This is a genomic window from Gordonia sp. UBA5067, assembly GCF_002414845.1.
Classification (GTDB): Bacteria; Actinomycetota; Actinomycetes; order Mycobacteriales; family Mycobacteriaceae; genus Gordonia; species Gordonia defluvii.
Genome location: NZ_DIAX01000021.1, coordinates 35,576 through 59,198, shown reverse-complemented (window position 1 = coordinate 59,198; position 23,623 = coordinate 35,576). Strand labels below are relative to the sequence as shown.

Genomic DNA, 23,623 nt, shown 5'->3' with positions numbered 1-23,623 from the left:
GCGATGCGCGGCGTGCCGCGCGAACGCCCGGCGACCTCCACGGCGGCATCGTCGTCGAGGGCGATACCGAGGATTCTCGCGGACCGGGCCAGCACGGCGACGAGTTCATCGGTCTCGTAGAACTCCATGTGCGCGGTGAAGCCGAACCGGTCGCGCAGCGGGCTGGTCAGCGCACCCGACCGCGTGGTGGCGCCGACGAGGGTGAACGGCGCCACATCGAGTGGGATAGAGGTCGCGCCGGGCCCCTTGCCGACGACCACGTCGACGCGAAAGTCCTCCATGGCCAGATAGAGCATTTCCTCGGCGGGACGGGCGATGCGGTGGATCTCGTCGATGAACAGGACGTCGCCCTCGATCAGATTCGACAGCATCGCGGCGAGGTCACCGGCCCGCTCCAGGGCCGGGCCGGAGGTGACCCGGATAGCCGAGCCGAGTTCACTCGCGATAATCATCGCCAGGGATGTCTTACCGAGGCCGGGCGGCCCCGACAGCAGGATGTGGTCGGGCGTACCGCCGCGCCCCTGGGCGCCGCGCAACACCAGTTCCAGTTGTTCGCGGACTTTCGCCTGGCCGATGAAGTCGGCGAGCGACCGCGGCCGCAGATTGGCGTCGAGCTCTCCGTCGGCCGCGAGCCGACCGGCGTTGACGGTCCGATCCTCGCCCTCCATGCGCTACATCTTTCCCAGCAGGGTCAGGCTCGCCCGCAGCGCCCGAGCCGAGTCGGCATCCGGATTCTCCGCCAGGACTGCCACCACTGCCTTTTCGGCGACCGCCGGGGTGAACCCGAGTCCGATCAGGGCCTCGGCAACCTCTCCCCCGACGGTGGTTCCACCGAGGTGCGGCGAGGCCGAACCGTCGGCCACGACGCTTACCTTGTCGCGCAGTTCGACGACGAGCCGCTCCGCCACCCGCTTCCCGATTCCGGGGACGGTGGTAAGTGCCTTGGTGTTGGACGAGGCCAGTGCAGTCGCCAATTCTGCGGGCTCATGAACCGCCAATGCCGCCATGGCCAGACGCGGGCCCACCCCGGTCACCGTCTGCAGCAGCACAAACAAATCCCGGGCCGCGCCGTCGGTGAAGCCGTACAGGGTCATTGAGTCCTCGCGGACGATCATCGTGGTGAGCAGTGTCGTCTCGGCCCCGCGTGTCAACGCCGCGATCGTCGCCGGCGTCACCAAGACGCGATAGCCGACGCCCGCGCAGTCCACCACCACGTGGTCGAGCGCGACGTCGACGACCGGCCCGCGCACCGCGGCGATCATTGCCGCGCCTGCATCGCGTTGGTGTGCGCCGCACGGAGCCGGGCTCGATGCACCCGCGCCAACTCGTCGGCCCGAGCCTGCGCCGCAACGAGTCGGTCTACCATCGGTCCGCGCCAGCACTGGCAGATGGCGAGCGCCAGGGCGTCGGCGGCGTCGGCCGGTTTCGGGCGCGTCTGCATGCCGAGAATGCGGGTCACCATCGAGGTGACCTGGGCCTTGTCGGCCCGCCCTGATCCGGTGACCGCAGCCTTAACCTCGCTGGGAGTGTGGAAGCGTACCGGGATGTCGCGCTGTGCGGCCGCGAGCGCCACCACCCCCGCCGCCTGAGCGGTGCCCATGGCCGTACTCACCTGTTGCTGGGCGAAGACGCGCTCGATGGCGACCACGTTCGGGTGGTGCGTATCAAGCCAGTGGACCGCGGCGGTGTGCACCGCCAACAACCGATCGGCCAAGTCCATCGAGGCCGGCGTCCGCACCACATCGACGTCCAATGCCGTCACCGAACGACCCGCACCCGATTCGACCAGCGCGATACCGCACCGCGTCAGCCCGGGATCGACACCCATGACGAGCATCGGCCCACCCTCCATAGTTTCGCGAACAACTGTTCGACAGTCTAGAAGGAGGGACCGACAACAGGCTGGACCGACACGCCCAATACGTCAGTCGTCGAGTTCGGCGAGCACCTCGTCGGGAATGTCGACGTTGCTGTAGACATTCTGCACGTCGTCGGAGTCCTCGAGGGCGTCGATGAGCTTGAAGACCTTGCGCGCGCCCTCGGCGTCTACCGGTACCTCGACGGAGGCGCGGAAGTCGGCCTCCGCGGAGTCGTAGTCGATCCCCGCCTCCTGCAGCGCGGTGCGGACGGCGACCAAGTCACCCGGCTCGCTGACGACTTCGAAGCTCTCGCCGAGGTCGTTGACCTCCTCTGCCCCGGCGTCGAGGACGGCCGTCAGGACGTCGTCTTCGCTCTGGCCGCCCTTGTCCAGCGTCACCACCCCCTTGCGGGTGAACAGGTAGGCGACCGATCCGGGATCGGCCATGTTCCCGCCGTTGCGGGTCATCGCGGTGCGTACCTCGCCGGCGGCGCGATTGCGGTTGTCGGTGAGGCATTCGATGAGCAGTGCCACCCCGTTGGGGCCGTATCCCTCATAGGTGATGTTCTGCCAGTCGGCTCCACCGGCCTCTTCGCCACCGCCACGCTTGCGGGCGCGCTCGATGTTGTCGTTGGGCACCGACGACTTCTTGGCCTTCTGGATTGCGTCGAAGAGTGTGGGGTTGCCCGCCGGGTCACCTCCGCCGGTACGCGCGGCCACCTCGATGTTCTTGATCAGTTTGGCGAACATCTTTCCGCGCTTGGCGTCGATGACGGCCTTCTTGTGTTTGGTAGTCGCCCATTTGGAGTGTCCGCTCATGGGCGAAGAGCTTACCGGGCGCCGGGAGCGACGCGAGCGGGCCCAACTACTACCGGGCGCCGGGAGCGAAGCGAGCGGGCCCAACTACTACCGGGCGCCGGGAGCGAAGCGAGCGGGCCCAACTACTACCGGGCGCCGGGAGCGAAGCGAGCGGGCCCGGTAGCTACTGTCGCACCCGATCGACGAAGTACTGGTGCACCCGCAGATCGCCGGTGACCTCCGGATGGAAGGAGGTCGCGACCACTGCGCCCTGTGCGACGGCGACGATCCGCCCATCAGCGGCCGGGTCTCGCGCGGCACCCGGCGGCACGGTCGCGAGAATTGTCACCCCTGCTCCGACTTCCTCGACCCAGGGAGCCCGAATGAAGACACCCCGCACCGGCGGCGCACCGGGGGCATCGGTGATGCCCGCGAACTGCAGATCTGTCTCGAATGAGTCGGTCTGGCGCCCGAACGCGTTGCGGCGCACGGTGATGTCGATCGCGTCGAGGTGGCGGGCGTCGGGCCGGGTGTCGAGAATCTTCGAGGCCAGCATGATCATCCCGGCGCACGAACCGTAGGCGGGGAGACCCTGCGCGAGCGCGGCGCGCAATGGTGCGTCGAGCTCGAACACGTCGAGGAGCTTGGAGATCGTGGTCGACTCGCCGCCGGGCAACACGATTCCGTCCAGGCCGTCGAGTTCGGCCGCACGACGCACCGGGCGCGGGTTCGCGCCGACCGCCCGGAGCGCCGAAACATGTTCGCGCACGTCACCCTGCACGGCAAGAACACCGATCGTTGGTGGCGTCATTGCTCCTCGGTACGCATCGGGATGCCTTGCACGGCCGGATCGGATATGGTCCGCGCCAGGCCCTCCTGGGTGACCGCCGCGACCATCCGGCCGCGTTGGTCGAACAGTCGGCCCTGGGTGAGCGCACGCCCGTGGCCGGCTGACGGCGACGTCTGGTCGTACAGGAGCCATTCATCGGCCCGGAACGGCCGCAGGAACCACATCGCGTGGTCGAGGGAGGCCGACTGCACTCGCTCGTCGCGATGGATCGCCGATGCCGAGCCCAGCAGCGTCATGTCGCTCATGTAGGCGAGGACGCAGATGTGTGACACCGGATCGTCGGGCAGCCGGTGGCGGTACCGAAACCAGACGCGTTGCTGTGCGACGAGGTAGTCCGACAGCTCCATCTGGTCGCGCGGCACAATTCGGATGTCGAAGTTCTCCCACTCGGCGAACAGCGCCCGATCCGATCCCGACACCGTGTCCCGGCGGTCGGCGATGTCGTCCGGGGCGATCACCGGCGGCATCCGATCCTGATGCTCGATGCCTTCGTCGCCGGCGATGTGAAAGGAGGCCGACATGGAGAAGATGGCCTCCCCGCGCTGTACGCCGGTGACGCGCCGCGTGGCGAATGAGCGGCCGTCGCGAATGCGGTCGACGAGGAAGACGGTCGGCAGGTCCGGGTCCCCGGGGCGCAGGAAGTAGCCGTGCAACGAGTGAACCCCGAACTCCGCTGGAACGGTCCGCGTCGCCGAGACCAGCGCCTGCCCGGCGACCTGGCCGCCAAAGGTGCGCCGCAGCACACTCGGATAGGACGGCCCGCGATAGATGTCGGTCTCGATCTGCTCTACCCGCAGGATTTCATCAATCATCGGCACGCATTTGATTATCCCTGATCGCCGCCCCGGTCGCCGCGGCGGGCAGGTGTCAGAGTTCGTCGAGCGAGATCAGTTCATCTTGCACCGCTCGGGCCACCAATCCGGCCTTGGTGGGCGCGGGGCGACCGAGGTCGGCGTACTTTGCACGGATACGGGTCAGATGGGTGTTGACCGTCCCCAGCGAGATGCCGAGACTTCCCGCCACCGCGGGCTTCGAGTCGAGCAGGAGCCAGGTGCGCAACACCTCTACCTCGCGGGCGGTCAGCGCGGGGCGGGGCAACTCCAGGTCGGCGGCCGCCGCGAGATGTGCGGTCTCGGCTGATGCGACTGCGGCTTCGGGCTCCGGTACCGGCCGCTCGAAGACGACGACGCCACCGGGCAGGCGACCGATCGGGCGGGCGGCGAACTCGACCTCGGCGTCCCGGCCCGGGGTACTGCTGCGCCGGCCGGGCACAGCCATGCGCCGTGCGGTGAGGTCGGCGAGCGCACGGGCCCGCCGCTGCGCCGCCTGTGCCGCCCGGCGGCGGGCAGCGTCCTCGGTCCGCCGGACTTCATCGTACGGGTGGTAGGCCGGGTTCCAGGGGGCTGCTGCAGTCATCGTCGTTACTCCTGTCGCGGGCGGGCACCGACGGTGTCTCGCGGTGTCGCCAATGACGTTATGGCGACGCCACCGACCAGGAAATGGGGAGAACTACCCATCCTGTATCGGCAGGTCACAGCAATATCGTGCGCGCAAACCCACGGCGTCAGGCCTGGTTTCGCCTCGCCTCGGCGTCGAGCAGGGGCAAGTCGGCGCGCGAGACCAGCTGCGACGAGAGCGCGAACTCGACGAGCCGGGCACGGCGATTGGTCGCCAACTTGCCGCCACCCGCGCGCATTCCGGGCACCCCCAACCGGTCGAGTTTGTCGCAGACGTTGTCGAGCTTGCGGTTGAACTTCGTCAGCGACCACCCCAGGCGGCCGGCCGCGTGGGCCGACGTCGGGATCGCGCTCGTGCCGCTCCCCTCGCGCCGCAGGATCTGTTCGGCGAGCACGACGATGAGCAGCCGCTGACTCTCGGTCAGCGCCGGCACGCCAACCGTCGTGTCACCGGTCTGGGTGGCCGCGGTGACCGCGGCAGCATCGGGCCCCGGCTTCGTGTGGATCTCGAACTCATAGGTCGTGGGGCCGGCGGTGAACACGACGACGGTGCGCCCGAACACGAGCGGCAGATTGGCTCCCGGCGCAATCTGGCCGTAGAACCCCGCCGCCGCCGCGACGACGGTCGCCGACAGGTGCGACCCGATGTTGGACAGGTACCAGAGGCCGGCCGCCCCCCGGTGGATCAGCAGGAATCGACGATGCAGATAGGGGTTGTCGTCAACGACGAGGTCTCCGTCACGGCCGACGGTGAAACGGCCGTCGTCGTCGAGGTCGTAGCGCTCACCGCAAAACTCGACGTATCCGTCGGCCGTCGCCTCAGGCATCGTCGGGCGGCCCCACCCGGACGACGACGACGGTCACATTGTCGTGGGCGCCCAGCGCCAGGGCACTCTCGACGAGCGTATCCGTGGCATCTTGGGCGGTCGCGCACTCGGCAAGTATTTCGCCGATCTCCTCGTCGGGCAGCTCCCCGCTCAATCCATCCGAGCACAGCAGCAACTGGTCACCGGGCTCGGTCTCAAACGAGAAGAAGTCCGCACGCGGCGGCACGAGGCCGGCGCCCAGCGCGCGGGTGATGACGTTTCGCCGCGGATCGACGCGTGCCTGCTCAACGGTCAGCATTCCCGCATCGACATACTCCTGCACCTGGGAGTGATCCACGGTGACTTGCTCGAAAACCCCGTCACGCACGCAGTAGGTCCGCGAGTCGCCGATGTTGAACACCAACCAGTGTGGCTTGTCGTCGTGGGTGATGAGGATGGCGCCGGTGGCCGTTGTCCCGGCCCGCCGGTCGCTCGACGTGTCGATCTCGCCGATCTCGTCCTGGGCCGAGACGAGGAGCTTCTCCACCTCGTCGCGGGTACCAGCCTGATCGCCGCCGACCCCGACGCCGGACAGGACCCGCAGCGCTACCTCGCTGGCGACCTCACCGCACTCGTGCCCGCCCATGCCGTCGGCGAGGAGGAACAGTCCGGGTCCGATTAGTGCACCGTCCTCGTTGGCCTCCCGCACCATGCCGACATTGCAGGCCGCCGACCACTCCAGTCGCACGCCCCCAACCTCGTCGCTCCCGGCGAGTACGTCGTCGCGGACGATTCCCGGCTCGCTCACGCGAGGGTTCACCAACCCCGCTCGGCGAGTCGGTGCGGCGCCGGGATGTCGTCGACGTTGATGCCGACCATCGCTTCGCCCAGCCCGCGGGACACTGTGGCGAGCATGTCCGGATCGTCGTGGAAGGTGGTCGCTTTGACGATCGCGGCGGCGCGCTGGGCGGGATTGCCCGACTTGAAGATCCCGGAGCCGACGAACACGCCCTCGGCGCCGAGCTGCATCATCATCGCCGCATCGGCGGGGGTGGCGATCCCCCCGGCGGTGAACAGGGTGACCGGGAGCTTACCCGCGCGGGCCACCTCGACGACCAGGTCGTACGGGGCCTGCAACTCCTTCGCGGCCACGTACAGTTCGTCCTCGGGCAGCGATGTCAGCCGGCGGATCTCGTCGCGGATCTGCCGCATGTGCGTCGTCGCGTTCGAGACATCGCCGGTGCCCGCCTCACCCTTGGAGCGAATCATCGCCGCGCCCTCGGTGATGCGGCGCAACGCCTCGCCCAAGTTGGTCGCGCCACAGACGAACGGCGCCGTGAACGCCCACTTGTCAATGTGGTTGCGGTAGTCGGCGGGGGTCAGGACCTCGGACTCGTCGATGTAGTCCACGCCCAGGCTCTGCAGAATCTGCGCCTCGACGAAATGTCCGATCCTGGCCTTCGCCATCACCGGGACGGAGACCGCGCTGATGATGCCGTCGATCATGTCCGGGTCACTCATCCGGGACACGCCGCCCTGCGCTCGGATATCGGCGGGGACGCGCTCGAGCGCCATGACCGCTACCGCTCCGGCGTCCTCGGCAATCTTCGCCTGCTCGGCCGTGACGACGTCCATGATGACGCCGCCCTTGAGCATTTCGGCCATGCCTCGCTTCACCCGGGAGGTGCCGACGTTCTCACTCACTGAAACCCACTCCTGTTGTTGCAACCACATTTACCCGAACAGTCTAGGCCAGCCGCAGGTCACCGAACCGATCAGGGCTGGCGGATCGACCTCAGGCCCGCACGCGTTCGATGATCTCGAAGTAGCCGGGCAACTGGGCGCGGCCCGCGAGGCGCAACCAGCGCACCGGTCGCCGCGTTGCCAGCGCCCGGGTATCGCGCACCGCATCGTTGTAGAAGCGCCGGGCCATTATCACCCGGGTCTGCGCGTCCGCGATCTCGGCAATCAACTCGGTGGGATGGACGAGACCCGCGGTGGCGGCCGCCACCCGGCCCAGCACCAGGGACATCTCATTCTCGGTGGCCTCGCGCTCGGCGAAAGGTGCCGCCTCGGCTCGATCGGCATCGGTGGCGAGGGTTGTGCCCAGCGCCTCGAGGTCGGGGTCCGCACCCTCGCGGAGCACGGCCGCGATGGCGCGCGCCACGACGGCCCGCCGGTCCAGTGCCGCCACCAGTGCCTGTCGGGCAAGGTCGGTTCGCACATGCAACCGGTCGAGGCGATGGGCGACCCGGTAGGCCCACAGCAGCACGAGGACGAAGAGCGCCCCCGCCACAATCAAGGTGATCGCTGTCGGACCCACCCGCTCACCCTTCTCGTCGCAAGCATCAGTCCACCAGCACGACGGGTCCGGCGGCGACGGTCACCGTCTCGTAGACGCGCATGATCTCGTCGGCGACTCTGGACCAGTCATACCGCCACGCCTGCTGCTCCCCGACGCGGATCTGTTCCTCGCGGGCGTTGTCGTCGGTCAGCAACTCGATCACCGCGGTGGCCAGGCCATCGGCGGACCCGACCTCGGCGAGCCGCCCGGCCCGGCCGTTGTCGAGTACCCGGCGGAATGCGTTCAGATCGCTGGCGATCACCGCCGCACCCGCCGCCATTGCCTCGACCAAAACGATGCCGAAGCTCTCGCCACCAAGATTCGGGGCGCAGTACACGTCGGCGGAGCGCAATGCGCGCGCCTTCGTCGCATCGTCGACGAGACCGAGGAAGACCAGTCGATCGGCGAACTCGCCGGCCCGCCGGCGCAACGCCGCCTCGTTGCCGCCGCCGACCACGAGCACGGTGACATCGGGGAACGCGTCGACGATCCGCGGCAATGCGCGCATCAGGACATCGATCCCCTTGCGCGGCTCGCCGTAGCGCCCGAGGAACAGAATCGTCCGCCCGGGGCGCGGGTATCCGTCGAGCGGAGTGGCGTCGGCGAAGAACGGTACGTTGACGCCATTGGGGATCTCGACGGCATCGGACCCGAGCGACTCCATCTGCCAGCGCCGGGCCAACTCCGAAACCGCAATCTTCCCCTTGATCCGCTCGTGATAGGGGCGCAGCACCCCCTGGAAGACGCTCAAGAACAGCGACTTCGTGGTCGATGTGTGGAAGGTCGTGACGATCGGCCCGTCGGCGACCACGAGCGAGAGCATCGACAGCGACGGCGCGTTCGGCTCATGGACGTGCAGGACGTCAAAGCGACCGTCATCGATCCATCGGCGCAGTTCCCGGTACGCATGCGGCGAGAACGTGACCCGCGATACCGAGCCGTTGTACGGAATGGCCAGGGCCGGGCCGGCGGAGACGACGAAGTCGGGCAGGCGCACACCCGACCCGGCCGGGGCCAAGACGCTGACCTCGTGACCGCGCTCGATGAACACCTGAGCGAGCTCCACGACATGGGCCTGCACGCCCCCCGGCACATCGAACGAGTAGGGGCAGACCATCCCGATCCTCATGTGGCCTCGCCCAGCCGGGCGCGGCGGGCCGCGCTCCAATCCGCCTCCCACAGCGGCTGCAACATATGCCAGTCGGCCGGATGCGCCGCGATATTGCGCTCAAAGGCCGTCGCCATCGCCTGGGTCGCCGCCGCCACGCCACCGCTCACATCGATTTCTTCGCCACACGAGGCCATCGAGTAGGGCGCGTCCAGGAACCAGACGTGCGCGGGGATGAGTGCGGCACCGGTTTCGATCGCCAGTTTCGCCGGTCCGGCCGGCATCCGCGTCGGCTCGCCGAAGAACGTCACCGGCACCCCCTGCCGGGCGAGGTCGCGGTCGCCGAGCAGGCAGATGATGCCGCCGTCGCGCAGTCGCGCCGCGAGTTCCCCATACGGCGGCTGCTCGCCGCCCGACAGCGGAAAGATCTCGAACCCCAGCGACTCGCGGTACTCGACGAAGCGCCGGAACAGCGACTCCGGCTTGAGTCGTTCGGCGACGGTGGCAAAGGTGCCATAGTGCTGGACGAGCCACAGCCCGGCCATATCCCAGTTGCCGGAGTGCGGCAGCGCGAGCACGACGCCCCGACCGCAATCGAGCGCGGTGTCGATGCGGGCCCGATCAGCTGCGGGCAAGTCGAAGTTCCCGGCGGCCTCCGCGGGGTCCATCGACGGCAGCCGGAAGGCCTCGCACCAATACCGCAGGTACGAGGTCATCGCATCGACGACGAGCTCATCGGGGACCTCGCCGGGCGTCGTACCAATCACGCGGGCCAGGTTGGCGCGAAACTGCGCGGGCCCGCCGTGGCGCCGCCCCACGACGGCACCGGCCTGGTCGAAAAGACTGCGGGCCAGGGCGTCGGGCGCGAACCGCAGCGCCGTCCACCCCGCTGCATATCCCGCGTCGGCAATACGCTCGGAAACGCGGACTCGAAGGTCTCGACCGGCCATGACGGCTAGTCCCCGTGCGCCTCGGGCGCACCCGCCGGCCCGGCCGTCCCCGCGGTGGGAATCAGCTCCCGCGCGCCGGGCGACCGGGCGATCGACCACATTCGCTGGCCGACGGTGATCACGCTCGCCACCGCCAGCACCCACATGGCGACATGAATGGCCCAGGGCACGCCCATCCCGGTCACCCCGGCCCCGACCAGCACGATGACCAACCGGTCCGGCCGCTCGATGAGCCCGCCGTCGCCATTGAGTCCGCTGGCCTCGGCGCGTGCCTTTGCATAGGAGATGACCTGCGAGGTGACCAGGCAGATCAGCGTCGCCGCGAACAGCCACCGATGCGTCTCGGTGACGATCGCCCACCACGCGAGGCCGGCGAAGATCGCGCCGTCGGCGACGCGGTCACACGTGGCGTCCAAGACTGCGCCCCACCTGCTGCCGCCACCGCGGGCTCGGGCCATTGCGCCGTCGAGCATGTCGAAGAGCACGAACAAGGTAATTACCGCTCCGCCGACGAGCAGGTGGCCCATCGGGAAAAGGGTGAGCGCCGCGGCGATCGTCCCCGCGGTGCCGATCAGGGTCATCGCGTCTGGGGTCAGCCCGGTGCGCAACAGCGCGCGCCCGATCGGCAGGGTCACCTTGGAGACCGTCCCGCGGCCCTTGATGCTTAGCACTACCGGAGCTCCTGCCACTTCGCGGAGAGAAGGCTGCGCGTGTCGCGCAACAACTGCGGCAGCACCTTGGTGTTGCCGACGACGGTGATGAAATTCGCGTCACCGGTCCACCGCGGAACGATGTGCTGGTGGATGTGCTCCGACAACGAGCCGCCTGCGGCGGCGCCGAGGTTGAGCCCCACGTTGAACGCATCGGGCGATGACACGGCCTTGATGACGCGAATCGTCCGCTGGGTAAAGGCCATGAGTTCGGCCGACTCGGCGCCGGTGAGGTCTTCGAGGTCGGCCACCTGCCGATACGGCACGATCATCGTATGCCCGGGGTTGTACGGGTACAGGTTGAGCACCGCGTAGACCGTGTCGCCGCGGGCGATGATCAGACCGTCCTCATCGGACATCCGTGGGATATCTAGAAACGGGTGCCCGGTGGAATCGGCTGGGCGCGGCTCCGCGGTGATGTAGGACATCCGGTGCGGACTCCACAATCGCTGAAGTTGATCGCTCATCGCCGCTTCCTGGCCGCCTCGAGCACGACGCCCATCGTCTCCGCGGTGGGCGAGTCGTTGCGGCGCGACTCCTCCCACTCGTCGATGGCGACCACGGCCTCGTCGACGGGAACCCCGTTGAGCTGCGTTCCGTCCCGGAAGCGGAAGCTGACGGCACCGGCCTCGACATCGCGTTCGCCGGCCAACAACATGAACGGCACCTTCGCAGTGGTGTGGTTACGGATCTTCTTCTGCATCCGGTCGTCGGAGTGATCCACCTCCGCCCGGACCCGGCGGCCCTTGAGCCGGTTGATCACCGCCTGCAGATGCGGTGCAAAAGTGTCCGCGACGGGGATGCCCACCACTTGCACGGGGGCCAGCCACACGGGGAAGGCGCCCGCGTAGTGCTCGGTGAGGACGCCGAAGAATCGTTCGATCGAGCCGAAGAGGGCGCGATGAATCATCACCGGGCGTTGTTTGGTGCCGTCTGGAGCGGTGTACTCGAGGTCGAACAACTCGGGCAGGAAGAAGTCCAGCTGAATGGTCGACATCTGCCAGGTCCGCCCCAGCGCATCTTTGACCTGAACCGAGATTTTGGGGCCGTAGAACGCGGCGCCGCCCGGATCGGGAACCAACTCGAGTCCGGAACTCTCGGCAACGGTTCGCAGCGTCTCAGTCGCGTCGTCCCACACCTCGTCGGTGCCGACGTACTTCTCCGGATCCTTGGTGGACAGTTCGAGATAGAAGTCGTCGAGGCCGTAGTCCTTGAGTAGCTGGAGCACAAAGCTGAGCGTGGTACCGAGCTCCTCGACCACCTGGTCCTGGGCGCAGTAGATGTGGGCGTCGTCCTGGGTGAACCCGCGGGCACGGGTGAGGCCATGAATGACGCCGGACTTCTCATAGCGATAGACCGAGCCGAACTCGAACAGCCGAAGCGGAAGTTCGCGGTAGCTTCGCCCGCGCGAATTGAAGATCAGATTGTGCATCGGGCAGTTCATCGGCTTGACGTAGTAGTCCTGCCCGGGACGCCGCACGGTGCCGTCGTCGTTGTACTCCGCGTCAAGGTGCATCGGCGGAAACATGCCGTCGGCATACCACTCGAGGTGTTTGGACGTTTCGAACAACTGTCCCTTGGTCACGTGCGGGGTGTTCACGAATTCGTACCCGGCCGCCGCATGCTGTTCGCGCGAGTAGTCCTCCATCTCGCGCCGGATGACTCCGCCCTTCGGGTGAAAGACCGGCAGGCCCGACCCGAGCTCGTCGGGAAAGCTGAACAAATCCAGCTCCGCGCCCAGTCGACGGTGGTCGCGCTTCTCCGCCTCGGCCAGCAAGTCGAGGTAATGGTCCATCGCCTCGGTGCTCTCCCACGCAGTGCCGTAGATGCGCTGGAGGTCGGCGTTGTCCTGGTCTCCGCGCCAATAGGCGGCAGAACTGCGGGTCAATTTGAACGCCGGGATGTACTTCGTCGTCGGCACGTGCGGCCCACGACACAGATCGCCCCAAATCCGTTCCCCGGTACGGGGATTCAGGTTGTCGTAGGCGGTGAGCTCACCGGCGCCGACCTCCATGACCGCTGGATCGTCACCGGCTCCCTTGTCGTCGACGAGTTCGAGTTTGTAGGGCTCGCCGGCGAGTTCGGCCTTCGCCTCGTCGAGCGAGGAATAGACGCGTCGGGAAAAGCGCTGCCCGGACTTGATGATCTTTCGCATCGACTTCTCGAGCGTGGCGAGATCCTCCGGGGTGAACGGCTCGGCGACGTCGAAGTCGTAGTAGAAGCCGTCCTCGACCGGTGGGCCGATGCCGAGCTTCGCGTCGGAAAAATGATCCTGCACCGCCTGGGCGAGCACGTGCGCCGCAGAGTGCCGGATGACGCTGCGGCCGTCCTCGGTGTCTGCCGCCACCGGCTGCACCTCGGTGTCGGTGTCCGGCGCCCACGACAGGTCGCGCAGGCCACCGGCCGGATCGCGTACCACGACGATCGCCTGCGCCCCTTTGTTGGGCGCCCCGATCTCGTGCAGGGCCGCGCCAGCCGTCGTTCCCGCCGGCACCAGGACGGCGGCGGGCACAGCGGATTCGGGTTGCGACGACACGGACGGACTCCTGGGGCGTTGGTCGGGAAGGGGCGGAATGCTGACATTCGCCCTAGATCGTATCCGTGATGCGCAGAGTCCGCGTGTGGTGGTCCCAGCTGGGTTCGAACCAGCGACCCCTCGCGTGTGAAGCGAGTGCTCTTCCGCTGAGCTATGGGACCGCGGGCCCACCGGATACCGGGAGCGCGCGAGCGCGCCCATCATTTCATGGGCCGTGGTGCGCGATACAGGGATTGAACCTGTGACCTCTTCCGTGTCAGGGAAGCGCTCTCCCGCTGAGCTAATCGCGCGGGTATGGAGTTGGTGGCGACAATATCTGGAGGTGGCGACGGGAATCGAACCCGTGTGCACGGCTTTGCAGGCCGTTGCCTCACCACTCGGCCACGCCACCACGCGAGGAACTCGCCTCGAGCGGATGACGGGATTCGAACCCGCGACCCTCACCTTGGCAAGGTGATGCGCTACCAGCTGCGCCACATCCGCATTCTTCGCGCCGCTCGCCGTGTCGTCTCCGTCGTGCTTGCGGTGCGAGTGGAAACACTAGCCGACCTTCCGAGCCAATGCCAAATCAACTGGTCAGCGCCACGGCCATCGAATCACGAGGATCACATTCCGGGACCGCAACCGGGCGCGCGAGCGCCGACCTAGACTTCGGGCATGCCCATCGTCGAGACCGTGACCGACTCCGGATCGGCCGGCGAGATCGCCGATGTCGCGGCGGCAACGTTTCCGCTCGCCTGTCCCCCGCACGCCCGGGCCACGGACATCAACGGATTCATCGACGCCCACCTGCGCGCCGCTGACTTCGAGACCCACATCAATGCTCATGACTCCGACGTCCTCGTCGTGCGCCCCCACGACGGCGGACCAATCATCGGCTACGCCCTGCTGCACCACCGCCCGCCGGCCAATCCCGTCGTCGCAGCCGCGGTGACGGCGTCCCCAGCGTCGGAGATCTCCAAGATCTACGTCCGGCCCGAGCACCACGCCCGACGGACCGCGGCCACACAAGCACCGTCGCGGGCGTTGATGGCCGCCGCGCGCGATTGTGCGCACGCCCGCGGCAGCGCCGTCATCTGGCTGGGCGTGAACCAGGAGAACGAGCGCGCACAACGGTTCTACGCAAAGAACGGATTCACCCGCGCGGGAACGAGGACCTTTGAACTGGGCGATCGGGTCGAGCACGACTACGTGCTCGTCGCAACGCTGCCCTAGCGGTGATGCCTAGCCGGGCTGAGCCGCAGTCGTCTCGGCGAACCGGGACAACGCCAGCAACCGCGACGTGGCGCGCAAATACTTCTTGCGATATCCGCCGGCGAGCATCTCCTCGGTAAAGATTTCGTCCAGCTTGCAGCCCGACGTCGTCAGCGGGATCCCGGCGTCGTAGAGGCGGTCGGCGAGGACGACCAGCCGCAGCGCCACCGACTGGTCCATAGCCGGCGACACCTCGGACACGCAGACGAGCGACACCCCGTCCACGAGGTCCTTGTATTTGGACGGGTGCAGGGTGCCCAGGTGCTCACACAGCGCCGTGAAGTCGTCGAGGCTGGCACCGGGAGTGGAGTTGGCCAAGTCTGCCAGCACCGCATCGGTGCGCGGCTCGGGCGCCGGCGGCAGGTCGCGGTGGCGATAATCGGGACCGTCTACCCGGACGGGCTGAAAGATCGCCGACAGTTTCCGGATCTCGCGCAGGAAATCCTGTGCCGCGAAACGCCCTTCGCCGAGCTGGCCGGGCAACGTGTTCGACGTCGTGGCGATCGACACCCCTTTGGCGCTGAGTTCGGTCAACAACCGGGAGACGAGCATCGTGTCCCCGGGATCATCGAGTTCAAACTCGTCAATGCAGATCACACTGTGCTCCGCGAGTCGCTCAACGGTATTGATGAAGCCCAGGGCACCGACCAACTGGGTCAACTCGACGAAAGTGGCGAAGGCCTTCGGCCCGGGCATCGCGTGGTAGATCGACGCCAACAGGTGCGTTTTGCCCACCCCGAATCCGCCATCGAGGTACAACCCGATGCCGTGGGCCGGGCCACTCCTGCGGCCGAAGAGTCCGCGCTTGCCGCCGCCGCGCACGGCGCGGGCACGCTCGGCGAAGTCGCGCGCCGACGCCAGCGCGGCCGCCTGACTCGGTTCGTCCGGGCTCGGAAGGTAGGAATCGAAACTCACGTCGTCGAACGTCGACGGCGGCACCATCTCGGCGACCAGGGCTTCGGGGGCGACGATCGGATTGCGATCACACAAATGCAGCGTCATGACCCTCAAATCCTATCCGGCCGGGCCACAATGACGTAGTGCAGATTCTCCGCAAAGCGAGCGAGGTCACACCCGACGAACTGCGGGTCCTCTACGCCTATCCGGACGGCGGTCCGCACGTCCGCGCCAACATGATCGCCAGTATCGACGGCGCGGCCGGACTTGAGGGTCGCTCCGGTGATCTCGGCGCCGACGGCGACCGCCGCATCTACCGGCTGCTTCGGGCCCTGTCGGATGTGGTGGTGGTCGGGGCCCACACCGCGATCACCGAGGGTTACCGGCAACCAGACGGGCCGGCGCTGGCGATCGTGTCCCGCTCGCTGCAGATCCCCGTCGACTATGCACCGCTGTCGCACCCCCGAACCCTCGTCCTCACCTGCTCGACCGCCCCGCCACAGCGGCGACAAGCACTGACCCGAGCGGGCGCAACACTCGTCGACTGCGGCGCCGACACCGTGGACCCGCGGGCGGTCATCGCCGAGTGCGCGCGACGCGCCTGGCCGGCCATCCTTCTTGAGGGCGGCCCCCGGCTGTTGGGATCCTTCGTCGCCGCCGACGCGCTCGACGAACTCTGCCTGACGACCAGCCCGGTGATCGTGGGCGGCACCGCGACCCGGCCGGTCCACGTCGACGCGGAGGCCGCGCATCCGCTGCGTTGCGCCCATCTCCTCGGTGACGACGACGGGTACCTCTACGCGCGATGGGTGCGCACCCGCGACCAATCGGGAGACGAGACGCACAACACCACCCGAGTGCCCCGCTAGTCTCGGTGCCATGCACTTGCACGGCGCACACACGGGCACCGCGGCCCGATTCCTACTCCTCCCCCTGACCGGCCTGCTGGCCGCCGGGTGTGCCGTCGGCCCCAACACCGGGCCCGCCGTGGTCCGCGACGGCGGCTCGCCCGGGGTCGCCAGCAGCCAGGTGAAGAAGGCACCCGCCTTCCCGGCGCTAACGGGGGTGAAGACCGACGTCGACTGGCGCGACTGTCCGCCCGCCATGGCCTCTCGGTACGGGATCACGCCTGCACCCGCGCTGACGGTGCAGTGCGCGACGATGATGAACCGGGCCGATCCGAACGTCGCGACCGGGGACTCGGTTACCATTCCGCTGATCCGCATCCGCCTCGCCTCAACCCCGGCCCAAGCAGCACCGATCGTGGCCGTGACCGGCACGGACCTGCCTGCGGGGCAACTCGTGCTCGCCCTGGCCAACGGACCTGCGGGGGCCGCACTGTTGGCCAAGCACCCCGTCGTCGCCGTCGAGCAGCGCGGCGTCGTGGATATCGACTGCATGACGCGCGCCGATCGCCGCATTCTTGCCGACAACGGCTCGGTCGGCACCGGCGACGATCCCCAGGCGCAGGTGAGACGCGTCGCGGCCGCGGCGCGCAGCGCCGCCGACTCGTGCACCGACGCCCTCGACGACAACGCGATGGCCTTCACCTACGCACAATCGGCCACCGATGTCGAAGCGCTGCGCCGCAAATGGGGTGTCGACCACATCGCGCTGCTCGGCATTGGCACCGGCACCCAGGTCGCATTGTCCTACGCCGCCCAGTACGCGCCGCGCGTCGGCCGCCTCATCCTCGACTCGCCGACTCCCTTCACCGGCTCGGCGAAGGATCGCGCAGCCGTCCGGGTGCGAGGAGTGCAGCAAGCCCTGGACCCCTTCCCCCGCCGTTGCGCCACCAATCCGGATTGCCGCGGGCAGGTGGCCGACCCGGGCGCCGTTCTGCGATCGGTCCTGGACAAGGCACGCGCCGGCACGCTCAAGGATCTCGACGACGCCACCGTCTCCGACGCGGTGATGACCACCGTCGGGCTGGCCACCGATCAGGCCGGCCTGCGATCCTTGGTTGCGGCGCTACAGTCCGCCGACCGCGGCGACCTCACCGACCTGACGACGATGACACGGCGAACTGCCGCCCTGCAGACACCCGACGGGATGCTGGTGAGCCGTTGCAACAATGTCACCGGGGCCGCCGGACTCAACGAGGTGGACGCGCTGACGGGCGACTGGGGCAAGCAATACCCACTGGTCGGCCAGACGATGGCGATCTCCCTGGCGCGCTGCACCGGGTGGGGCACCAGTTCCCCGGCCTCGGCGCCGGCGGGCTTCGCCGTGCCGCCGCTGGTTTTCGGGGCCGGTGCCGATCCGGTCAACGGCAGTGATCCGACCGTACTCGGCCAACTGTTCGCCGCCGCCCGCAGCCAGCCGACGTCGGTCAGTTGGGACGGGGTCGGATACTCCGTTGTCGCCCATAGTGACTGCGCGGCGCGCATCGTCAACGACTTCCTCGACGCAACGGCCCTGGGCGCGGCGCGCAGCCGGGCCTGCCCAGCCGGATAACGCAACCTCGTGTAGTACGGTTCGCTCGTGACGATTGCAGACCGTTACCTGTTCCCGCCTGTTTCGACCGAGCGGATCATCAAGGCCATCATGTGGCCGATCAGCATCATGATGGTCTTTCACAAGAGCGTGGTGCTCGGTATCAACGGTGACCGCACCGACGACTTCAAGCCGGTGTACGAAGCGGTGCTGCGGTTCCTGCACGGCCAGCCCGTCTACGCGGAGAGCTACCTGACCGTTGAACCCCACTATCTGTATCCGCCGTCGGGAACGCTACTCATGGCCCCGATCGCCTACCTCGACCCGGAGCGCTCGCGGTGGGTGTTCATCGCCCTCTCGGTGGCCGCCCTGGTGCTGTCGGCATACCTGCTGACGCGGCTGTTCGGCTACCGGGCCTCCTCGTGGGTCTTCCCGACGGTCCTCTTCTTCTTCTTCGTGTCCGAGTCGGTCGCCAACACCCTGATCTACACCAACTTCAATTCGTTCGTCCTGTTGAGCCTGGTCGGATTCCTCTGGTTCCTGCGCCAGGAGCGCCCGTGGCTCGCCGGGATCGCACTCGGGCTGACCATCGCGGTCAAACCGGTGCTGCTGCCCGTGCTGTTGCTGGCCCTGCTCAAACCGAAGATGTGGCGGGCCCTGATCCCGGCCCTCGGAATCCCGGTCGTCCTCAACCTCATCGCGTGGCGGATGGTCGTCGACACCGACAACTTCATGTCCCAGACATTCCCCTATCTGCGGGAGACGCGCGACTATTACAACTCCTCGATCGGCGGGCTCGGCACTTTCTACGGGCTGGCACCCTGGTTGATCCTGGTGTTGCGCGTGATGTTCGTCGCGATGGGCGCGTTCGGTGTCTGGTTCCTGTGGCGCTACTACCGCGACAAGGACGAGGTGCTCTGGCTGACCGCGTCATCGGGAATCCTGCTCGCGACGTCCTTCCTCGTCGGGCCACTCGGCCAGGGCTACTACTCGATGATGCTGTTCCCCCTGGTCATGACCGTTATCCGGCCCGGATCGCCAATGCGCAATTGGCCGGCATGGCTCGGTGTCTACGGCTGCATGACCTTTGACATCTACTACACGATCCGCAACCCCCGCTCCGAACACCTTCCGCAGAACTGGGAGGGTTTCGGCCGCAACCTGGAATACCTCACCGTCACCTGGGGCTGGTCGTTGCTGATGATCGCCGTATTCTTCTCGCTGCTGTGGCGCTACCTCGACTTGCGGCAGGCCCGGTGGCCCCGCGTCGCGGCTACTGTGGAGGCATGACCGACCCCACCGACTTCACCGCGCTCACCGACGACCAGTGGGCCCAGCGACTGACGCCCACCGAGTTCCGGGTGCTGCGCCGTGCGGGGACCGAGGCGCCGTTCACCGGCGAATACACGGACACGACGACGAACGGTGTCTACCGATGCCGGGCGTGCGATGCCGAGTTGTTCCGCAGTGATGCCAAGTTCGAGTCCCACTGCGGCTGGCCCTCGTTCTTCACCCCGCTGGCCGGGGAGCGGATCATCGAACGTCGCGACACCTCGGCCGGAATGGCTCGCACCGAGGTGCTGTGCGCGAACTGCCATAGCCACCTGGGCCACGTCTTTACCGGTGAGGGCTACGACACCCCGACCGATCTGCGCTATTGCATCAACTCGATCAGTCTGACGCTCGCACCAGCGGAGTAGCCCCTAGGGCAGTGCCGGCACCAGCGCCGTCGGGTCCACCCGGGGCCCGGTGAAGAACGGGATCTCAACACGCACGTGGCGGCGCGCCTCGGTGGCCCGCAAATCGCGCATCAAGTCGACGATGCGGTGCAGTTCGGGCGCCTCGAACGCCAAAATCCACTCGTAGTCGCCGAGAGCGAATGCCGGTACGGTGTTCGCCCGGACATCCTTGTAGCCCCGCGCAGCCTTGCCGTGATCGGCGAGCATCGTGCGGCGCTCCTCATCGGGCAGCAGATACCAGTCCAGCGACCGGACGAACGGGTAGACGCAAACGTAGGCGCCGGGGTCTTCGCCGGCCAGGAACGCGGGGATATGGCTCTTGTTGAACTCGGCCGGGCGATGCAGCGCGGCCCCACTCCAGAATGGATCGCACGCCCGTCCGAGGGCCGTTTCTCGCCGGAATCGTTGGTATGCCGCTTGGAGTTCCTCGATGGTCTCGGCGTGCCACCAGATCATGAAGTCGGCGTCCCCACGCATACCGGCGACGTCGTACACCCCGCGCACGACCAGGCCGTCGCCGGTGATGTCGTCGAGAAAGGCCACGAACTCGGCTGCGGCCGCGGCGCGATCAGTGGGCATATCCGCAGGACGCACGGTGAACACCGAGAACATCAGGTAGCGGATCGTGTTGTTGAGTTCGTCGTAGTTCAAACGGGCCATGGTTCCACGCTACCGCGCGGCGAGGTGGGCACCAACGGCGGCGGCCGCGGCCCGGGCCTGCCCGATGCACGCGGGAACCCCAACGCCGCGATACGCCGAGCCCGCAACAGCAATCCCGGCGGGCAGTCCGGCGATCACACCGTCGATACGCCCGTTGTGGCCAGGTGCGTAGCACGGCAGACCGTCGGGCCAGCGCTGCACCACCGCGTCGACAAGCGCAACGGCCGACGTGCCACACACCTGTGCCAGCGCCGCGGAGGCGGTCGCGATCAGTTCCCCGTCGGTGGCCGTCACCGGTTGTCCGAGACGGCCGAAGGACGCACGAACCCGCGGTGCCCCACCGCCGGCAACGCCGCTGTCCGCGGCATAGTGCGCCCACTTGCGCGAACTGAGAGTGATTGCCTTGACCGGATCAGCGCTCACCCCCCGGGCCAGTTCCTCGCCCGTCGCCGCCAGCACGCCGGACCGTTCGGGCAGCGGGGTCGCCGGGTCGACCGCCATCGCCACGACCGCCGACGAGGCGGTGGCAATGCCGCGCAGCCCGTCGGCGCTCACCGCCGCAACAGCTGCCAACTGGCGGGCGGCCACCGGCGCCGGTGTCGCCACGACGACACCGTCGTAGCCATGACCGTCCACTTCCCAGGCCGCACCCACCCGCCTCACCGGACCCACCGGACGGGTGAGGTACAGGTGGGCCGCTGCGGACTCGACAAGGGCGTCGACCAGTCGCCGATAGCCGCCGCGCAATGCCCCGAACACCGGGGCGCGCGCCTCGCCCGGAGCCGGCAGGAGGGCCGCGACCGCGGCGGTCAGGCTCGGCGCCCCCTCGTCAAGCAGTCGGGCAAGGGCCGGCAGAGCCGCCCGAACGCCGGTGTCTACGGCGAGGCACGCGTAGACCCCGCCGATCATCGGGTCGACGCTGCGGGCGACGACCGACGGACCGAACCGGTCGGCCACCAGCTCGCCCAACGAGCAGTCCGACCCGGGTGACCAGTTCAACGGCCTACCCGGCTCCCGCTCCATCCGCGCCGCGTCGACGTCGTCGACGAGCCCGCGGACCGCGTCTGCGGTCGCCGGGATACCCATCCAGGCGGGGCTCGGCAGTGGGTTGAGCCGCGCATGCGCCCACACCGCCGGCCGCGCCCCGGTGGGAACGACAACCTCGTCGTGCAAACCCAGCTCGGCGACCAGTTCGCGGGCCTCTGGCCGCCGCAGCACGAACGCCTCGGCACCGACGTCGGTCGGCCGCCCGGCCACCGGCACACCGTGGAGCTGCCCGCCAACGCGATCAGCTGATTCGTAGATGTCGATCTCCATCTTCGGCCCCAGCGCACGCCGCAGGCCGTGCGCCGCGACCAAGCCGGAAAGCCCGGCTCCGAGGATCGCGACCCGGCTCACGCCGAGTGCACCAGCTCGACAACCCGGGTGATCGCATCCGGGTCCGTGTCGGGCAGGACGCCGTGGCCGAGGTTGAAGATGTGGCCGCGCGCCCCGGCCGCCAGTGCCCGATCCGCGTCGGCGATCACCCGCCGGACGTGTTCGGCGATCACCGTCTCGCCGGCGAAGAGGACGGTCGGGTCGAGGTTGCCCTGCAGCGCCGGCCCAGGCCCGATCCGCGCGATCGCTTCGTCGAGCGGGACCCGCCAATCGACGCCGACAACATCGGCGCCGACCCGGGCCATCGGAACCAGCAATTCGCCGGTCCCGACGCCGAAGTGAATCCGTGGCACGGAGGCCGCGCCGCCGGTCTGGGCGGCGGCGATCTCGGCGAAGACGCGTGTGCTGTGCGGCGCGACGAATGTCTCATAGTCGCGCCGGGACAACATGCCGGCCCACGAATCGAATAGTTGTACCGCTTGCACTCCCGCCCGGAGCTGGACGATGAGGAAGGCAACGGTGATATCGGCGAGGCGCGCCATCAGCGAGTGCCACAATGCCGGGTTCCCGTACATCATCGCCTTGGTGTGCGCATAGTGACGGCTCGGCCCGCCTTCGATGAGATAGGAAGCCAGGGTGAACGGCGCCCCGGCGAATCCGATGAGTGCCGTCGGCGTCGGGTCCAGTTCGGCGCGCAGCAGCGCGACCGCGCGGCCAATGGCGCCGACCGCCTCGGGATCAAGGCGGCCAATAGCCTCGACATCGGCTGCCGTGCGCACCGGATGGGCGATCACCGGGCCCGTTCCGGCCACGATGTCGAGGTCGATTCCGGCTGCTTTGAGTGGTACGACGATATCGGAGAACAGGATTGCTCCGTCGGTGTCGTGGCGCCGCACCGGCTGCATGGTGATCTCGCAGACCATCGCAGGATCGAAACATGCTTCGAGCATCCCGCGATCGGCGCGGAGCGCGCGGTACTCGGGCAACGAACGCCCTGCCTGGCGCATGAACCACACCGGTCGGCGCGACGGCGACTGCCCGTTCGCCGCAGCCAACAAGGGTTTCACAACCGCCATTCCGCTCACGGCCACCACTGTGCCATACCGGCTATCGCGACCGGCGCGCCTCCCACGGCGTAAACCCGGTGCGGCTTACGTTTGACGGGTGATCCGATCAGGCCCTAGCGATGGCGGTGTCACGGCCGGCCGGGCAGGCGACCCCGCCGATTTCGCTTTCGCCGTGGCGTCGTTGCAGAGTGCGAAAGTGCGCCCCGACATCGAGGTCTCGCCGATTCGCCCGCCCCAGCGGCTCGCCCCCTTCAGCTATGCCGTGGGCGCCGAGGTCAGTTCAGCCGAGTCCGACGACGTGCCGACCGACTCCTCGGGATCTGCGTTCGGACGTCTCATTCTGCTCTACGATCCCGAGGGCCACGACGCCTGGAGCGGCACGATCCGCCTGGTCGCCTATATCCAAGTCGACGTCGAAGCGGACCTCGCCGGCGACCCCATGCTCCCCGAGGTCGCCTGGAGTTGGCTCACGGACGCGCTCGGCGTACCCGACGGGGAGAACTCGACCCCGCCGGGTGTTTCGGCGGCCGACCGGCCCACCCTCACCGCGCTGGGCGGTACCGTCACCTCAACGAGTTCAGTCCGCTACGGCGACATCGCCGGGCCGCCACGCGCCCACCAGCTGGAGCTACGCGCCTCGTGGACGGCACTCGACCCGACACTGCGCCCCCACCTCGAGGTGTTCTGCGAGGTATTGGCCACCGCCGCCGGTCTGCCACCGAGTGGAATCACCGCGCTGACGAGCTTGCGACAATGACGAGCTTGCGACAATAAGG

General features: G+C 68.0%; 26 protein-coding genes and 4 tRNA genes. 6 read left to right on the top strand and 24 right to left on the bottom strand.

Features of this window, described 5'->3' with window-relative positions; genetic code table 11:
• The 20 genes from ruvB to B4M62_RS03005 all read right to left on the bottom strand — a co-directional run.
• On the bottom strand, positions 1-668 hold a 668-nt coding region (gene ruvB, locus B4M62_RS03100; protein WP_290704994.1), incomplete at its 3' end, for a Holliday junction branch migration DNA helicase RuvB.
• A gap of 3 nt (positions 669-671) precedes the next feature.
• A complete protein-coding gene (gene ruvA, locus B4M62_RS03095) occupies positions 672-1,262 on the bottom strand; it encodes a Holliday junction branch migration protein RuvA (protein ID WP_290704992.1) in 591 nt (196 codons plus the stop codon).
• Positions 1,259-1,837 carry a crossover junction endodeoxyribonuclease RuvC gene (gene ruvC / locus B4M62_RS03090; RefSeq protein WP_290704989.1) on the bottom strand — a complete coding sequence of 193 codons (579 nt, stop codon included), beginning with the start codon at positions 1,835-1,837 and terminating at the stop codon, positions 1,259-1,261. The genes ruvA and ruvC overlap by 4 nt, the downstream gene beginning before the upstream one ends.
• Before the next feature lie 87 nt (positions 1,838-1,924).
• Entirely contained in the window at positions 1,925-2,677 is a 753-nt protein-coding gene (locus tag B4M62_RS03085; protein ID WP_290704986.1) for a YebC/PmpR family DNA-binding transcriptional regulator, read from the bottom strand.
• 163 nt (positions 2,678-2,840) lie between these two features.
• Entirely contained in the window at positions 2,841-3,467 is a 627-nt protein-coding gene (gene pdxT / locus B4M62_RS03080) for a pyridoxal 5'-phosphate synthase glutaminase subunit PdxT (protein ID WP_290704983.1), read from the bottom strand.
• The gene (locus tag B4M62_RS03075) at positions 3,464-4,318 is read right to left on the bottom strand and encodes an acyl-CoA thioesterase (RefSeq protein WP_414651764.1); all 855 of its coding nucleotides are present in this window, start codon (positions 4,316-4,318) and stop codon (positions 3,464-3,466) included. Before B4M62_RS03075 ends, pdxT begins: the two co-directional genes overlap by 4 nt.
• Positions 4,319-4,373: 55 nt before the next feature.
• A complete protein-coding gene (locus B4M62_RS03070; protein WP_290704977.1) occupies positions 4,374-4,922 on the bottom strand; it encodes a helix-turn-helix transcriptional regulator in 549 nt (182 codons plus the stop codon).
• 148 nt (positions 4,923-5,070) lie between these two features.
• Positions 5,071-5,790, bottom strand: a complete 720-nt coding sequence (locus B4M62_RS03065; protein ID WP_290704974.1) for a hypothetical protein — start codon at positions 5,788-5,790, stop codon at positions 5,071-5,073.
• Positions 5,783-6,577 (bottom strand): PP2C family protein-serine/threonine phosphatase, encoded by a 795-nt coding sequence (locus tag B4M62_RS03060; RefSeq protein ID WP_290704971.1) that lies wholly within the window; start codon positions 6,575-6,577, stop codon positions 5,783-5,785. Before B4M62_RS03060 ends, B4M62_RS03065 begins: the two co-directional genes overlap by 8 nt.
• Before the next feature lie 8 nt (positions 6,578-6,585).
• Positions 6,586-7,503, bottom strand: coding sequence for a pyridoxal 5'-phosphate synthase lyase subunit PdxS (gene pdxS, locus B4M62_RS03055; protein ID WP_290704968.1), 918 nt, complete (start codon positions 7,501-7,503; stop codon positions 6,586-6,588).
• A 61-nt stretch (positions 7,504-7,564) separates the two neighbouring features.
• A complete protein-coding gene (locus B4M62_RS03050) occupies positions 7,565-8,092 on the bottom strand; it encodes an NUDIX hydrolase (RefSeq protein ID WP_290704965.1) in 528 nt (175 codons plus the stop codon).
• A gap of 25 nt (positions 8,093-8,117) precedes the next feature.
• A complete protein-coding gene (locus B4M62_RS03045) occupies positions 8,118-9,242 on the bottom strand; it encodes a glycosyltransferase family 4 protein (RefSeq protein ID WP_290704962.1) in 1,125 nt (374 codons plus the stop codon).
• Positions 9,239-10,171 carry a phosphatidylinositol mannoside acyltransferase gene (locus tag B4M62_RS03040; RefSeq protein ID WP_290704960.1) on the bottom strand — a complete coding sequence of 311 codons (933 nt, stop codon included), beginning with the start codon at positions 10,169-10,171 and terminating at the stop codon, positions 9,239-9,241. Before B4M62_RS03040 ends, B4M62_RS03045 begins: the two co-directional genes overlap by 4 nt.
• 5 nt (positions 10,172-10,176) lie before the next feature.
• Positions 10,177-10,842: a phosphatidylinositol phosphate synthase gene (gene pgsA, locus B4M62_RS03035; RefSeq protein WP_290704957.1), complete on the bottom strand. Its 666-nt coding sequence runs from the start codon at positions 10,840-10,842 to the stop codon at positions 10,177-10,179.
• Positions 10,842-11,348 carry an HIT family protein gene (locus tag B4M62_RS03030; RefSeq protein WP_290704954.1) on the bottom strand — a complete coding sequence of 169 codons (507 nt, stop codon included), beginning with the start codon at positions 11,346-11,348 and terminating at the stop codon, positions 10,842-10,844. The genes pgsA and B4M62_RS03030 overlap by 1 nt, the downstream gene beginning before the upstream one ends.
• Entirely contained in the window at positions 11,345-13,417 is a 2,073-nt protein-coding gene (gene thrS, locus B4M62_RS03025; RefSeq protein ID WP_290704951.1) for a threonine--tRNA ligase, read from the bottom strand. Before thrS ends, B4M62_RS03030 begins: the two co-directional genes overlap by 4 nt.
• An 86-nt stretch (positions 13,418-13,503) precedes the next feature.
• A tRNA-Val gene (locus tag B4M62_RS03020) sits at positions 13,504-13,578 on the bottom strand.
• A 54-nt stretch (positions 13,579-13,632) separates the two neighbouring features.
• Positions 13,633-13,707: transfer RNA gene (locus tag B4M62_RS03015), tRNA-Val, on the bottom strand.
• A 27-nt stretch (positions 13,708-13,734) separates the two neighbouring features.
• A tRNA-Cys gene (locus B4M62_RS03010) sits at positions 13,735-13,808 on the bottom strand.
• A gap of 19 nt (positions 13,809-13,827) precedes the next feature.
• Positions 13,828-13,900, bottom strand: a tRNA-Gly gene (locus tag B4M62_RS03005).
• 174 nt (positions 13,901-14,074) lie between these two features.
• Between B4M62_RS03005 and B4M62_RS03000 the strand changes: the two genes are divergently transcribed.
• The gene (locus B4M62_RS03000; RefSeq protein WP_290704948.1) at positions 14,075-14,632 is read left to right on the top strand and encodes a GNAT family N-acetyltransferase; all 558 of its coding nucleotides are present in this window, start codon (positions 14,075-14,077) and stop codon (positions 14,630-14,632) included.
• A 9-nt stretch (positions 14,633-14,641) separates the two neighbouring features.
• Here the strand turns inward: B4M62_RS03000 and zapE are convergent, their stop codons facing one another.
• Positions 14,642-15,673, bottom strand: coding sequence for a cell division protein ZapE (zapE, locus tag B4M62_RS02995; protein ID WP_290704945.1), 1,032 nt, complete (start codon positions 15,671-15,673; stop codon positions 14,642-14,644).
• Between the two features lie 38 nt (positions 15,674-15,711).
• On the opposite strand from zapE, the gene B4M62_RS02990 reads away from it, so the two are divergent.
• From B4M62_RS02990 to msrB, 4 genes are read left to right on the top strand one after another with little or no spacing between them, the layout of a single operon-like run.
• Positions 15,712-16,437, top strand: coding sequence for a pyrimidine reductase family protein (locus B4M62_RS02990; protein ID WP_290704942.1), 726 nt, complete (start codon positions 15,712-15,714; stop codon positions 16,435-16,437).
• A gap of 10 nt (positions 16,438-16,447) precedes the next feature.
• Complete coding sequence (locus B4M62_RS02985; protein ID WP_290704939.1) at positions 16,448-18,025, top strand: alpha/beta fold hydrolase; 1,578 nt, start codon at positions 16,448-16,450, stop codon at positions 18,023-18,025.
• 27 nt (positions 18,026-18,052) lie between these two features.
• A complete protein-coding gene (locus B4M62_RS02980) occupies positions 18,053-19,294 on the top strand; it encodes a glycosyltransferase family 87 protein (protein ID WP_290704936.1) in 1,242 nt (413 codons plus the stop codon).
• Complete coding sequence (gene msrB, locus B4M62_RS02975) at positions 19,291-19,704, top strand: peptide-methionine (R)-S-oxide reductase MsrB (protein ID WP_290704933.1); 414 nt, start codon at positions 19,291-19,293, stop codon at positions 19,702-19,704. Before B4M62_RS02980 ends, msrB begins: the two co-directional genes overlap by 4 nt.
• Before the next feature lie 3 nt (positions 19,705-19,707).
• Here msrB and hemQ read toward each other — a convergent pair whose 3' ends face one another.
• From hemQ to hemE, 3 genes are read right to left on the bottom strand one after another with little or no spacing between them, the layout of a single operon-like run.
• A complete protein-coding gene (gene hemQ / locus B4M62_RS02970; RefSeq protein ID WP_290704930.1) occupies positions 19,708-20,403 on the bottom strand; it encodes a hydrogen peroxide-dependent heme synthase in 696 nt (231 codons plus the stop codon).
• Between the two features lie 9 nt (positions 20,404-20,412).
• Positions 20,413-21,801, bottom strand: a complete 1,389-nt coding sequence (locus B4M62_RS02965; RefSeq protein WP_290704927.1) for an FAD-dependent oxidoreductase — start codon at positions 21,799-21,801, stop codon at positions 20,413-20,415.
• Positions 21,798-22,856 carry a uroporphyrinogen decarboxylase gene (gene hemE / locus B4M62_RS02960; protein WP_290705047.1) on the bottom strand — a complete coding sequence of 353 codons (1,059 nt, stop codon included), beginning with the start codon at positions 22,854-22,856 and terminating at the stop codon, positions 21,798-21,800. Before hemE ends, B4M62_RS02965 begins: the two co-directional genes overlap by 4 nt.
• Before the next feature lie 88 nt (positions 22,857-22,944).
• On the opposite strand from hemE, the gene B4M62_RS02955 reads away from it, so the two are divergent.
• Positions 22,945-23,604 carry a DUF3000 domain-containing protein gene (locus tag B4M62_RS02955; RefSeq protein WP_290704924.1) on the top strand — a complete coding sequence of 220 codons (660 nt, stop codon included), beginning with the start codon at positions 22,945-22,947 and terminating at the stop codon, positions 23,602-23,604.
• Positions 23,605-23,623 lie beyond the last annotated feature (19 nt).